Source organism: Neptunomonas sp. ABH4_499 (genome assembly GCF_056160565.1).
In genome coordinates, this window is record NZ_JBSWXK010000015.1 from 37,105 (window position 1) to 50,599 (window position 13,495).

Sequence of the window (13,495 nt, forward strand, 5' to 3'; positions counted from 1 at the left end):
AAGTGTGTTCCCATCATCAGAACCGTGCTGTAACGCTCAAGCGAACATCACGACCACTTTCAGGCGACCCAACAATACCTTCCCAACCGGCATTGCCCGTAAAGTCCTCTACACTCGCATGGCTTAGGTAGCGCTTATCGAACAGGTTATTCACAGATAACGCCACTTTGAGCTGATCATCACCCATCGGTTTCCAATGCACGTACAGATCGTGAATCCCGTAACCGGGTTTATCCAGCTCGAGTCGATCCCCGCCGACATCCAGATCGATGTTGTGAATACCGCGCACAAATTCTGCGCTCCAGCCGACCATCCAATCGCGAGAGATCTGGTAACGTGTATCGAAGGTGAGCGTATCCCCGATGCTGTTAGCCCCAGAGCTGTAAACGTATCGCGTCACCGGTTCGCCATCGGCTTTGGTATCGGCACTGATCAAGCTGGCCGACATCGATAGTGCATCCCATTGCAACCCCGCACGCGCATAAAAACCGGTGGACTTAATGGCGTCATCGAGGTTTTCAGAGACGCTCGACCAAGGAACCGTTCCTCCCACCGGATCATATATACGGGAATAAAAGACACCGGAGGCGAAGCTAAAGCCCTGTGTTTGATAATCAAACCCAAGCTCAATGTTTTTCGAGGTTTCCGCTTTCAGATCCGAAGCATTGGCGCTGCTGCTAAGCTTAAAGGCATCTTTTACTTCTGGCCCACGTAATGCCTCTGCATACCCTAAACTGACGGCCCACTCAGGCGAGAACTGGTAACGCGCACCTGCGTTAAACGAAAAGCCATCATCACTGAGTTTTTGATTGGCGACATCGGTCAGCTCGTAATCATCAAACCGTACACCGCCACTGAGCGACCATTCGTCATTGAGTGTGTAATGATCTTGCAGGTACAGCCCCCACACCTTGCCGGTTTCATCAAAGTGGGTTGGCGCGACATCCACATCGTGCAGATAGGATTTGTCGTTGCGGTAGTTAACGCCGTAGGTTAGCGCGTGATCGCCCAACAGACTGGTATTTTCGATCGTCGCACCAAAGGTACGCACGTAGCCTGAATACTCGGTGCTGCGGTATTCGCGGGCTTGCTTATTTTTGGTGTGATAGACGTTAACACTGAGATCAAGTGCATCGTTATAAGCCGGTGTGTAATCGTAATTGAAAATTAGGGTATCGCGCTGCGCTTTGGTCGGTTCAGGTACGTTACGCGCCGATGCGATGACATCGGGCTTGTAAAGCACATCGCCCTCCTCATCGACGGACTCGTAACTGAGCGAGGCGTATTGATCATCGTTGATAAGCCCGACGATTTTAGCGTAAGCGAGGGTCTTCTGATCCTCTGTGCCTTCAATCGAATCGCCATTGCCGTCTTTAAGATCATCAAGGTCTGAGCGGCTGACGCTGAACATTCCGCCTAGGTTGCCGCTTTCGGTTTGGCCAAACACGGTTGCACTGTTTTTAAAGCCGTCTCCGTTATCAAAGTAGGTACTCTTAAGCAGTGCACCAGCACGTTCACCTTCTTTTAGAAGATCGCTTGGGTCTTTGGTGACAAAATGTACAGAGCCGCCTAAGGCACCAAACCCCGAGGTCGCCTCACCCGCGCCGGTTTCTACATCCACGCGCTTGAGAAGATCCGGCTCAATGGAGATACGCCCAGAATGGTGGAACACCGCCCCCGGCTGCTCGGCCCCGTCGATGGTGATATTGAGGTTATCTTCGCCGATGTTGCGCACATAAATCTTTTGCGACATCTGTACTGAGCCACCAGCGCTGACCGCCGCATCTTGGCTAAAGATATCGGACATATCGTTCGCTTGCGTCGCCGACATCTGGTCGTCGGTAATCTGACCATCCACATCACTGGTGATCTGATCCACAATGATCAACGCATCCATGTTGATTGTGTTGTTGTCAGCAAAAGCGGCTGTGGATAACCCCATTAGCGATGAACACGCGACGTAAAGCATCGTTTTCTGAAAGGGAAGTCCATGTGTGCGTCCCATCAAAACCCGTTTAGAAGACATACTACCACCAATACAAATGAGAATAATTTGCATTCAATTATTCTTATTGGCTCACGCTTTCCCACCCTTTTTACATTTGTTACACATTTAGATCGCTAAGGCTCAGGCTTTTGGCAATTCAACGCGCATTACTAAGCCTTGTCGGCAGCCTTGTACACCATCGCGGTTATGCGCCTGAATGGTGCCACCCACCGCATCAATTTGACGTTTTGCCAGCGCAAGGCCTAAGCCATAGCCTTTGGTTTCATGTTCGGCCTGATCGCTTCGCGCTTCATCCACTTGATAGAAAGGCCGAAAAATGGCGCCCAAAAGATGCTCCGGCACCCCGGGGCCTTCGTCCTCAACGTCCACCATCACGGAGGTTTGGGTCTGAAACATGTTGATGGCGACGCCACTTTGTTCGGGCGTGTGCTTTAAAGCGTTGCGGATTAAATTTTCAAACGCATGACTGAGTGCATGCTGATTGCTGTTGCGAATATGGCACTCACTGATCAGATCGGTTTTGATGTGTCGATCAGGGTATTCAAACGCTGCGTCTTGAGCGATCACTTCCAAGAGCGTATCTAGCTCAACCTCTTCCATGCGCAGGCTTGGTTGCTCATTATCCAGCCACGCCAACGTTAAGGTATCCTCCACCAGCTCCCCCATCCCTTGTACTTCCCAGCGCAGCCTTGCAAGGGTGGTGGCATCCCCTTTGCCTTGCTCCAGATAGGTCAATGCCAGACTCATACGGGCCAGCGGAGTTCTTAACTCATGGGAGAGATCCGATAAGAGCTCTCGTTGATGACAAATCAGCCGTTCGGTTTTTGCCGCCATCTCGTTGAAGGTTGCGCCAAGCTCTGTGATTTCATCGTTTCGGCGCCCGATAAAACCGCCATAAGGTCGGGTGCGAGCATCCAGCTCCCCTTGGCTAAACGCACGAGTGGCGCGTTGTAACTGTTTAAGCGGCGACATCAAATAGCCATACATAAACACCGCTAGTACCGAGAGCAACACCAGCGGAATGCCTACTTGAAGCACAATTTGCGCATAGGGATACCAATTACCGGGGCGCATGCGGGCCGGCAATTGAATGAGGAGGTGGGTTTTACCATCGGCAAAGGGAAGATCCATGATCGGATTCTCTTTGAAATACAGATGTATCTTCCACTCAATGTTACGTCCAAGTCGGTGCCCATCTAAAAAGACAGGGCTAATGGAGGAACCCGCTTCCAACGTCGGAACGGAGGAAACAACCGCGGCCCACGTCTCTTCTGTTTGCTCCAGCTCTTTAAGCCATGCCGTTAACGCATCAGTGCCGCCGTTAACGTAAAGTTGCTCGGCTCTCTTGCCGTATTCGGATAACAACGCTTGGTTTTCATCCGATATAAAACTCATCGCCTGCTCTGTTTGATAGGTGATCACGTTGATACACCAAAACAGCAACAGCGCCCCCACCACAAAAACGGTGCATAAAATCCAAAGAAGCTGTTTTTTCACAAAAAGCAGTAGCCTTTTCCATGTTGCGTCGTTAATCGATCTGCGGCCATACCCGCATTGACCAGTTTTTTACGAATTCGGCTGATGTGCATATCCAAACTGCGATCGTAGCGACTAAAGGTGCGCTCTAATACCGCTTGATACAAAAATGGCTTACTGAGCGTGTCCCGTTGGTTTTCCACCAAAAGCCACAGAAGCCTGAATTGAATAGGGGTTAGCTCAATTTCATGCCCATCGTATTGGACGCTGAGTTCGGTTCGATTGAGTTTCAACGCATCCACTGACAGTTGACGCTTGTCGCTCTTTTCTTTAAGTCCCAAGGAGCGGCGCAGTAGGGCTTCAACGCGCAGCAGCATCTCGATGAAGTTACACGGCTTTGGCATGTAATCATCGGCACCGCGTTGGTACCCTTCAATTCGTTCATCTTCATTGCCACAGGCGGTCAGCATCATCACAGGGGTTTCTTTTACCCGGCGAAGCTGCTTCAAAATCGAAAAGCCGTTTAAGCTTGGTAGTAGGACATCCAGCAAGATTAAATCAAACTGTTCGGCCAGCGCTTTCACTAGCCCCTGCTCACCGTCGTAGCACTGCTCGGTGGCAAAGCCTTGTTGATTGAGCAAGCCTGCGATCTGACTTGAAAACGTGGTGTCATCATCAATGATCAAAATACGCGTCACGTCATCCTCCCCCCTTTTAAGGAATGATAATTCAAATCATTTGCATTGTCTTTAATCAGATATAGACTGCGCATTCACTTTTCTAAGGCGAGGTTTCCGTTTCTACATGGTACGCTTTTCATATTTACCCACCTTTGTTTCACGGATGATCCCATCCATGTTGGGTCTTCTGGCATTGACCTCAGCTTCCTTAGTTGACGGCCTCTTTATCGGCCAATGGGTAGGTCCAGAAGCGCTGGCCATGACTTTGATGCTGGTGCCCTATCTCACCTTTCACTTTGCCATTGCCCTAATGATGTCGATTGGCGGCGCTGTTACGGCTTCCTCACTGTTGGGCAAAGGTAAAGTCTCGGTTGCCTCCAACCTGTTCTTTTGGACCTTGATCACAGGTCTTGTCGTTTTTACATTAACCGCGAGTCTCTCCTTTTGGTTTGAATCCTCACTGTTTTCCTTGCTCTCCATTCCACCTGAAGTCCAACCGATCGCCCAAGAATACTTTTCCATTATCCGCTGGTCCCTCGTGCTTCAGTTGATGACCATGATTTTGTACTACTTCATTCGGGTTGATGAGTTTTACGCACTCGCCTCAAAAGCCCTGTTGGCAGGAGCTTTCAGCAATATCCTCTTGGATGCACTCTTCATTGGGCATTTTTCGATGGGCGTGAGAGGCGCGGCGTTGGCTACGTTAGCGGCCATGGTGATTCAAAGCGCCTTTTTACTGAGCTACTTTTTGTGCAAGCGAAAATCATTTCGAACCCTGCTCCCCTGTGCTCCCATTAAGCTGATGCGGCAATCACTGTGGAATGGATTTTCTGAGTGCATGAACGAGTGCTGTGCCGGTTTATTGATTGGCTTGATCAACTTTTTAACGCTTCGTTACCTCGGTGTGGAGGGGGTCGCGGCCTATGCGGCCGTGAACTACCTGATCTTCATGAGTTTAATGATGAGCTACGGATTAGCCGATGCCTTACATCCGAGCGTCAGTCGAAGCTTTGGTGAAGGTGCGACCGAGGCGATTCGCGGTTACACCGAGTCCGCCGTGCTTTGCGCTCTGGTGCTCGGCGGTACCATCAGCCTATTTTTACTGACGTTTGGGGGTGGATGGGCCAGCATTTTTATCGATGAGAAAAATGCCGCCGCGCTACAAAGCGCCCAAGAGATCACCCTCATTATCTGGCCGCTGTTTTTGGTGCAGCCGCTGAATATCACGCTCGGCTGCTATCTAACGGCGATTCATCAGCCTGCGCAATCGGCCTTGTTGTCGGCGTGCCGGTCATTGATCTTCCCTGCCGCCTTACTCTTGAGCCTTAGTCATTGGCAAAGTGACGTGCCCTTTATGGCAGCGCTGCCCTTAGCTGAATGGTTAACGTTATTGACGGGGGCTTGGCTGTTTTATCAATACCGCCCGTCAAAGGTGCATCAAAACGCGCGACATGAGACGATGTTAAACCCAGCAAAGCGTACGCTTTGCTGAAGGATTGAGAAGGACACATTAATTAGGCGTAACAATTGTAAACGCGCTTGATAATGCAAATCATTATTATTAACTTATCAAACCTACATCACGGCTTTTTAGGTTGATTTTATGTCCTTTCGTTCGGCAACTCAGCAAGCCCAACTGGCTTCTTTTCAGGCTTTTCTGAACGCGTATCTCTTCGAGGTGGATGCTGGGCTCTGGCATCAACCCAACGCAAGACAGACCAACCCTGACCTACCGGAGTTCAACAACACACCTTGGCTGTTAGAGTTACTGCTGCCCCATGCCCTAGGGCGACTCTGTATCAGTGCAGAGTATCGATCACTGGTCGGGCGTCATCGCTTTACCGATCAAGTGTTACACCAACCGTACTATGGCGCCAAATGGCAGCCGATCTCTCTGCTGCAAAGCTCGTTTTTGCTGGTGCAGGCCCTATACGATGACCCGCTTTCAACCTCCAGCGCTCAGCACGAATTACTGCAACGCATGCTCGATAGCCAGCATCGTATGGCTCAGACGATCGAAGCGCATCGTAACAAACCGTTATCCCGCAGCAGCAACTCGCTCCCACGCTTTATTGAATCAGAACAATCACTGACCTTTGGTCATTGGTTACACCCAACTCCCAAATCCCGCCAAGGGATGCACGCTTGGCAGGATGAGCATTACAGCCCGGAGCTTGCTGGCCAGTTTCAGCTGCATTTTTTTGCCGCGCATCCCGACTTGATTAGCCGTGGGCAATCTGGCGCGCAATCAGCCAACGAGATTATCCACACCCTGTTACAAGGTGAACGGATAGATCATGTGCCGGATCACTTTGGGTACTTGCCGATTCATCCGCTGCAAGCCGATTACCTTCGCCATCAAGATTGGTTTAAAGCACTTATCACCGAAAAGAGGTTGATCGATTTAGGCCAACGCGGCGTTTCGTTTACCCCGACCTCGTCCGTACGAACGCTGTACAACGCCTCTTTGGATTACATGGTCAAGGTCTCAATGCCGGTCAAGATCACAAACTCCATGCGCCTGAATAAACACCATGAGCTGGACGCGGGGTTATTGGTCGGAAAGCTTCTTAATGAGCCCCGCATCCAGATGCAGTTTCCGACACTGCGCTTTATCTGTGATCCGGCTTACATCACGCTGTCCCTACCTGACCAGCTCGAATCTGGGTTTGAAGTCATCTTTCGGGAGAACCCTTTTAAAGAGGGTCACTCTTCATCCGATGCCATTTCAATCGCGGCTCTCGTTCAAGACAGCCTAGAACCCATAACGCCTTCGTTGCTGGCTCAGCTCATACACACCCAGGCAAGTACCCTGAACTTATCCGAGCAGGAGATGGGTTTCCGCTGGTTTAAGCAGTACTGGTCCGTAGCGATCGAGCCCTTAATTCGTTTATACGATCGTGAAGGCATTGCACTGGAAGCTCACCAGCAGAACAGCCTTTTAGCCTTAAAAGAGGGTCTGCCCAAACAGCTTTATTATCGCGACAACCAAGGATTTTATCTTTCAAAGCAGCGCAAAGAGGCGATCCAAGCGCGCTACCCATCGCTTGCCCAAACACCGAATCTTTTTTACGACGATGAGCTGATCTGCCAGCGCTTTAGTTACTACTTGATGTTCAACCAGCTGAGTGCCGTGATTAATCGCTTAGGGCTGGATCAGATCTGTGAAGAGGCCCTTCTGGTCAGCTGGATCAAAGCCCAATTGGTACGCCTTAAAGAGACGAGCACAGGCTTTGCCCGCCCGATGCTTACCCAGTTGATCGAGCAAAACACACTGCCCTGCAAAGCCAACCTGTTAACCCGTGTCCAGGATGTGGATGAGCTGGAATCCGATCTTGAGCAAGCGGTGTATACCGAGGTACGTAACCCTTACCGATCTCATTCTGTTTCTGAGTCCCGATCACAAACCCACTCAGCACAGGACCTGTATCGTGAGATCGCCTAGCCAGATGAAAACAGCTATCAGTACTCGGGTGCCGCAGCCGGTTCAAAAGCTGGATGTCTCCGTTCGGGTCATCCGCCAGTTACTTGAAGCAGCCTTCTATGAAGAGTTAATCCCATACCGCTTAGTCCACAACCGACTGGAAGCGCAGGTGGATGAGCAGCCCTGTCACTTTACGGGGCATATCGGTGCGTTTGGACGCGTTCGGCTTAAACCCGCTTCGGTTCAAAAATGGCTAACAGAGGCGGATTTTTCACGACGTCTTGCCCAGATTATGCTGACATTAACCGGTGAACCTGTGGCAAAGCGTCGCGTACACGAGGCACTGATCAAAACCCGCGAATTAAGCCAATGGAACAGCGAGAACCTGCTCCGTTACCCGCGTCGAGCCCTGCACTACGAAGGACTTGAGTCCACCATCATTGAGGGGCACTTGTATCACCCCTGTTACAAATCACGCACGGGGTTTACAGAGCAGGATCACCGGCTTTACAGCCCAGAGTGTCGAAACAGTTTCGAGTTGGAGTGGATTGCCATCCAAAGACGCTGGATCGCAGAAACGCCACATTCACCGTCACTGCTGGCGTATTGGCAAACGATGATCGGGCTGACGCACACATTGGAGTTGCTCTCGCGGTTCGAACAAAAAGGCCTGAATGAAAGCGAATACCGCTTAATACCCCTGCACCCTTGGCAGTGGCATCATCTGGAAAGCGAACTGGCTTCGGCCATCGAGCACAAATGGATTGTGCCTTTGGGTAAAGGCGGTGGGCGATATCAAGCCAGCGCCTCGCTTCGTACCTTGATCAGTGCCGAAGATGCCAAGCGTCCGCACATCAAACTGCCGATCAATATCGAGATCACCTCCTCAAAACGAGTCATTCCTGCGCATACCCTTCGAGTAGCGCCAGTGATCTCTGAATGGCTCAGTAAGTTGATCGAAAACGATCGATTCTTCACTTTTGAAAGCCCTTTTATGGCACTGAACGAGTTTGCAGCAGAGCGTCTTAAAACATCGCAAGAGTGCCCAGAGGCTGTATGGTTAGAAGGTTTAGCGGAACAGATCTGCTTTATCGCTCGGCAAAGTCCGCAAGCGGCGACCGCTAAAGCCTACCCAAATCATCGTCTAATCCCCATGACGGCCTTGAGCTTAATTGAGCACGATGGTAAACCGTTCATTGATCCTTGGATTCAGCAATTTGGGGTGCATCCATGGGCGCAGCAATTGATTAAAACGGTCGTCTGGCCCGTGTGGCACTTATTGGTCCATCACGGCATCGGGATTGAAGCGCACGGACAGAATTCAATCTTGGGTGTAAGTTATGGTTGGCCTGAACTGCTGATCGCAAGGGACTTCCACGAAAGCCTTGAGTACGTCGAATCCTTCATCAATGAGCCTTCGCTGATCCCCGATTGGGCACATTCAGAACCCATGCTCAAGGATGGCCCTTTGGATGAGTATTACTGGATGAGCAGCGTAGATGGGTTACGTGAGCTCTTTACGGATACGCTCTTTGTGTTCAACTTAACAGAGATCTCATCCCTGTTAGAACAGCATTATCAATACCCTGAACCCTTATTTTGGGGAGGTGTTCATGATGCGTTGAAAGAATACCAAGCTCGCGGCTTTACGCCGTCAGAAAGACTCGCACAGATCGATCTTTTGAGCGATCACTTCAGCGCGGAATCGCTGTTAACCCAAAAACTGCTGCCTCAATCTGGCCCGCACAGCCACACCGTACCAAACGCCTTATCCGAGGCCACATCCTCCCCTTTATCGATCCCTCAGGTGATTTCATGATGATCATTAACGATGAAGCCATCAGCCATGAGCTGTTCCAAGCGCGCTTTGCCGAACTCGAAACCTTACTTCAATCATTGCGCGTTCAATCGCTCGCCGTCTGCATTCCTGATGCGCTGGATTGGTTGATCCTCTGCCAAATTGCAGAAAAAACGAACCTCACTCTGATGCCGCTGCATGCAGACCTGCCGGAAAAGACCGCGTTTGCCAAAGCAGAGCGTGCCGGATGCCAAGTACTGTTGCACGGACATGTAACTCAAGTATTTTTGACCCAAAGCCATTTGAACACCGACTATTCCGAAGGCGGGTTGATTCAGATGAGTTCCGGCACTACCGGAGAGCCCAAAAGCATTTTCCGAACCTGGGCAAGCATCCGCTACGAGGTGGATCAGTACGTCACCCACTTTACCGCGACCGAGGGGCTGATCCCGATCATCGCCTGCCCCGTCACGCACTCTTATGGTTTGATTTGTGGTGTGATGGTTGCGCAGGCACGCGGCGTGACACCCGTCATTGTTACCCACGTAAACCCTAAATACCTGATGAAGTTGCTGACCCGCTACCCGCATTCCATTTTGTACAGCTCGCCTCCGATGCTGCACGCGATTGGGCTCTTGTGGCGCTCCAGCGAGCCTATTCACGCGGTTATGACCTCAGGCTCCGTCATGCCAGATCAAACCTTCGATCTTCTAAAAACCAAGGTCACTCATCTGTATCAGCAGTATGGGTGTTCCGAAGCCGGTTGTGTGAGCATCGCCGATCCCATGACAGCCCCCAATGATATGGGATCGGCCTTGCCACATATCTCCATCCAATGCTCCGATCAAGACAGCGCACCCAGCGAAATCGTGGTGCATCGATGTGATAACGATGCGCTGGAAACCATCCATACCCAAGATTTTGGCTACTTGGACGATGAGCAGCGCGTCCGTTTCATTGCGCGCATGGATGACACCATCATTGTGGCAGGGCTCAACGTATACCCAGACGAGATCGAACAGATCATCCGCGAACACAGTTTGATCGACGATGCGGTTGTGTACAAAAAAGAGGATGCGTTCTCCGGACAACGCGTTTGCTTTCAGTACGTAAGCCAAGTGGAGATTCCAAAATCGGAACTGCTCTCTTGGTGTCAGCAGCACCTTGCCACTTTCCAATGCCCTTATGAGGTAATCCGAGTACGTCATATTCCGCGGTTAGCCAACGGCAAAGTCAACCGTAAGCAGATTGCGGAAAGTCCAGATCGCTTTCCCGATAGCCTAACCATGCCAAGGAGTGCCTAATGAACGCTCCTGCATTAACGCACGATCGTTTGATTGAACGGATTTACGCCATATTAAACGACACATTAAATCACCCGCATCTGGAGCGATTTTCAGCCAGCGCACGCCTGAACGAAGATTTGATGATCGACTCCATTGCTCTGCTTCAACTGCTGATCCAATTGGAGCTTCAGTGCGGAATTGAGGTTCCAGATGAGTCCCTCTCCGTTGCGCATGTGTCCACCGTCGAAAAACTGGCCGCCCACTTGCTGAATCAGAGAGCACAAGAGGATACGCTTGAGGAATATGATCGTGTGTTCAGCTACGACATCGGCCCCAACCTAGAGGCCGGTGAACCTTTGGACATTAAGGTTCACTGTGTCGTTAGTTGCTTGTGTCATGCCGTGAAAACCTTTACCGATTTTGATCATCGGCCTATGTATTTTGGCGTTTGGGATGCGCCTGTCTATGTGGATGAACAAGGGCATCTGAACTACCACATAGAGGAGGTGAATCACGATGCTTTCTTTGATGGGTACGAGCGTCTTTACGGGGTTAAAGCCCGGTCATGGTTTGATCCCAAGGCGGACAAAACCAGCAACATCATGACCCTGTTCGATCATCTTCATCAAAAAGCCCCAACGACGCAATTGATGGTGATGCTGGACATGTATCGGTTACCAACGCGGGAAAACGCGTTTAGTCAGAACCCCTTCCCCCACTATGTGTTGTTAGAGCCCTCGAACACGGAAGGGCATCTATTTATGAACGATCCGGATTTTCGCTGGGAAGGACTTCAGCCAATCGATGACGTGGTGAACGCACTCGAAAGCGAGGCTGTCGCTGGGGGTTACTTGTTTGATGCTCGTGCGCTTCGTGCCCCCAGCGCTAACGCCATCGCAGATCACTTTGTGCACCTGTGTAAAGACGGTATAACGCCGATGAGCGATGCTGTTCAAGACGTTACGAATCGATACACACACAGCTGCGATGCCAGCGCGCTTTACCATGCATTACGCCATTTACCGGTGGTTGCGATTCGTAAATACGCTTATGAACACGCCTTTGCGTTTTTCTGGCATCACTTATGTTGGATGGAATCGAGTTTCGAGCATTGGTGCACCGAAATAGAAGCGCTGGTGAGTGGCTACAAACGGATTCATTACCTAGCGATGAAACAAGCCGACACCCACGGTGAATATCAAGCAATCGATGAGATTCGCCTACTGATTTCAGACTTAATCGCCAAAGAGCAACGAGTCAAACAGGCTCTGCATCACGCTTATCACACGTGGCAAAGCGTAGCGATTTTATCCCCAAACACGAACGAATCCGAGGTACGCCCCCATGAAACTCTATAGCTGCTCGGTGTCGTTTCGTCATGAGCTTAACTCCCTAAGCGATTTAATGCGTTGGGCCCAAAGCTGTCATTTAAGCGGTATCGAATTGTGGGGGCCACACGCCAAAGCCTTACTGCAAAGCCCATCGGGTGACTCCAACAGCTCGGCTTTATCGGTGCCTATGATCAGTGATTATTTACCCCTTGAAGCCGATGAACACGCCTTGTACGAACATGTGAAAGGCTTAATCCAGTGTGCGCATCACTTTAACGCCCGAAAAATTCGCACCTTTGCAGGTAATATCGCCTTTGCTCGGGCCAATGCGGTGCAAAAAACGCGGATTGTAAAACACCTGATCTTGGCCAGTGATTGGCTGGCACGCGAAGGGATTCAGCTCTTAGTTGAGATCCACCCCAACACCTTAGCTGACTCAACGAAACACACCAAATGGCTCCTTGAAGCGACCCAAGGCGGTGTTCGCATTAACTTCGATGTGCTGCACGTATGGGAAGCGTTCGATGCGCCAGAGCAGAGTGTCGATCAGTTACATGAGCACATTGAGCATTTTCATTTGAAGAATGTGCGCTCGCACGATGAGCTCTCCGTCTTTGATCCAGCCAATGTGTTTTCCGCAAGCGGTCAAAGGGATGCGATGACACCGCTGTTTGAGGGCGCTTTTAATTATCAGCATTTTTTCAATTACTTAGCCGATCGTCACCCAAGCTTAATGGAAAAAGATTTTGCGCTGGAATGGTTTGGTATAACCCCTAAAGAGAGCATTCGCCGCGATGCTTATCAAGTGCTTCGCTGGTGGCAGCAACGCTTGCATACTGAAGCAGCTTGATAAGGGCTACACCCCCACTTTCACCACACCCGACTCAATGGCCAGATGCACAAGCTCGGCGGTGGATTGGATGCCCAGCTTGCTTTTTAAATTGGCGGTGTAGTTGGATACGGTTTTGTTGCTGATGCACAAGGTGTCGGCGATGGCCGCGGTGCTTAGGCCACGCGCCAGCATCAGGAACACTTCAAACTCGCGCTGGGTCATCTCTTGGAATCGGTGCGAGGCTTGATCCGGACGGTTCGCCACCAGCTGCATCGCTAAATCGTGCTCAACGTACATCTGACCTTGGGCCACCCGCTTGGCAGCATCCAGCAGTACATCGGGGGAGGCGTTTTTACTGATATACCCCAAAGCGCCGGCATCGAGCGCCTGCTTAACCAAGGCGGTTTCGGTGTACATGCTGAACATCAGCACGCGGGTGTGAGGTAAGCGCTGCAGCACCCGGCGCAGTGTTTCGATACCGCTGATGCCGGGAAGGTTGATGTCCATAATCACCAAGTCAGGCTGATGCTCGCTGCACACGCTGAACGCCTGCTCACCGCTGCTGGCCTCGACGACTTTTTTCGGTTTCAGTAACGCCGAGATTAAACTGGTGGTGCCTTGACGAACCACCGCATGATCATCCACTACGACAACGTTCAT

At 50.9% G+C, this 13,495-nt stretch carries 10 protein-coding genes; 6 read left to right on the plus strand and 4 right to left on the minus strand.

Annotated features, from left to right (window positions below; all coding sequences use genetic code 11):
- Positions 1-16: 16 nt before the first annotated feature.
- From ACXAF9_RS14800 to ACXAF9_RS14810, 3 genes are all read right to left on the minus strand, one after another.
- Complete coding sequence (locus tag ACXAF9_RS14800) at positions 17-2,059, minus strand: TonB-dependent receptor domain-containing protein (protein WP_475075464.1); 2,043 nt, start codon at positions 2,057-2,059, stop codon at positions 17-19.
- Between the two features lie 69 nt (positions 2,060-2,128).
- Positions 2,129-3,505 (minus strand): histidine kinase sensor domain-containing protein, encoded by a 1,377-nt coding sequence (locus ACXAF9_RS14805; RefSeq protein ID WP_475075465.1) that lies wholly within the window; start codon positions 3,503-3,505, stop codon positions 2,129-2,131.
- Positions 3,502-4,182, minus strand: coding sequence for a response regulator transcription factor (locus ACXAF9_RS14810; RefSeq protein WP_475075466.1), 681 nt, complete (start codon positions 4,180-4,182; stop codon positions 3,502-3,504). Before ACXAF9_RS14810 ends, ACXAF9_RS14805 begins: the two co-directional genes overlap by 4 nt.
- 106 nt (positions 4,183-4,288) lie before the next feature.
- Between ACXAF9_RS14810 and ACXAF9_RS14815 the strand changes: the two genes are divergently transcribed.
- From ACXAF9_RS14815 to ACXAF9_RS14840, 6 genes are all read left to right on the plus strand, one after another.
- The gene (locus tag ACXAF9_RS14815) at positions 4,289-5,656 is read left to right on the plus strand and encodes an MATE family efflux transporter (RefSeq protein WP_475075467.1); all 1,368 of its coding nucleotides are present in this window, start codon (positions 4,289-4,291) and stop codon (positions 5,654-5,656) included.
- Between the two features lie 111 nt (positions 5,657-5,767).
- Positions 5,768-7,609: an IucA/IucC family protein gene (locus tag ACXAF9_RS14820; protein WP_475075468.1), complete on the plus strand. Its 1,842-nt coding sequence runs from the start codon at positions 5,768-5,770 to the stop codon at positions 7,607-7,609.
- A complete protein-coding gene (locus ACXAF9_RS14825) occupies positions 7,596-9,407 on the plus strand; it encodes an IucA/IucC family protein (RefSeq protein WP_475075469.1) in 1,812 nt (603 codons plus the stop codon). The genes ACXAF9_RS14820 and ACXAF9_RS14825 overlap by 14 nt, the downstream gene beginning before the upstream one ends.
- The gene (locus tag ACXAF9_RS14830) at positions 9,404-10,690 is read left to right on the plus strand and encodes an AMP-binding protein (RefSeq protein ID WP_475075470.1); all 1,287 of its coding nucleotides are present in this window, start codon (positions 9,404-9,406) and stop codon (positions 10,688-10,690) included. The genes ACXAF9_RS14825 and ACXAF9_RS14830 overlap by 4 nt, the downstream gene beginning before the upstream one ends.
- A complete protein-coding gene (locus ACXAF9_RS14835; protein ID WP_475075471.1) occupies positions 10,690-12,030 on the plus strand; it encodes a DUF6005 family protein in 1,341 nt (446 codons plus the stop codon). The genes ACXAF9_RS14830 and ACXAF9_RS14835 overlap by 1 nt, the downstream gene beginning before the upstream one ends.
- On the plus strand, positions 12,017-12,853 hold the full coding sequence (locus tag ACXAF9_RS14840; protein WP_475075472.1) for a sugar phosphate isomerase/epimerase family protein: 837 nt from the start codon (positions 12,017-12,019) through the stop codon (positions 12,851-12,853). The genes ACXAF9_RS14835 and ACXAF9_RS14840 overlap by 14 nt, the downstream gene beginning before the upstream one ends.
- Positions 12,854-12,859: 6 nt before the next feature.
- Here ACXAF9_RS14840 and ACXAF9_RS14845 read toward each other — a convergent pair whose 3' ends face one another.
- Complete coding sequence (locus ACXAF9_RS14845; protein ID WP_475075473.1) at positions 12,860-13,495, minus strand: response regulator; 636 nt, start codon at positions 13,493-13,495, stop codon at positions 12,860-12,862.

Bases quoted from the DNA above. Each gene is read 5' to 3' on its own strand.
- ACXAF9_RS14800 (WP_475075464.1), bottom strand. From the start codon at position 2,059: ATGCAAATTATTCTCATTTGTATTGGTGGTAGTATGTCTTCTAAACGG.
- ACXAF9_RS14830 (WP_475075470.1), top strand. From the start codon at position 9,404: ATGATGATCATTAACGATGAAGCCATCAGCCATGAGCTGTTCCAAGCG.
- ACXAF9_RS14815 (WP_475075467.1), top strand. From the start codon at position 4,289: ATGGTACGCTTTTCATATTTACCCACCTTTGTTTCACGGATGATCCCA.
- ACXAF9_RS14840 (WP_475075472.1), top strand. From the start codon at position 12,017: ATGAAACTCTATAGCTGCTCGGTGTCGTTTCGTCATGAGCTTAACTCC.
- ACXAF9_RS14820 (WP_475075468.1), top strand. From the start codon at position 5,768: ATGTCCTTTCGTTCGGCAACTCAGCAAGCCCAACTGGCTTCTTTTCAG.
- ACXAF9_RS14845 (WP_475075473.1), bottom strand. From the start codon at position 13,495: ATGAACGTTGTCGTAGTGGATGATCATGCGGTGGTTCGTCAAGGCACC.
- ACXAF9_RS14835 (WP_475075471.1), top strand. From the start codon at position 10,690: ATGAACGCTCCTGCATTAACGCACGATCGTTTGATTGAACGGATTTAC.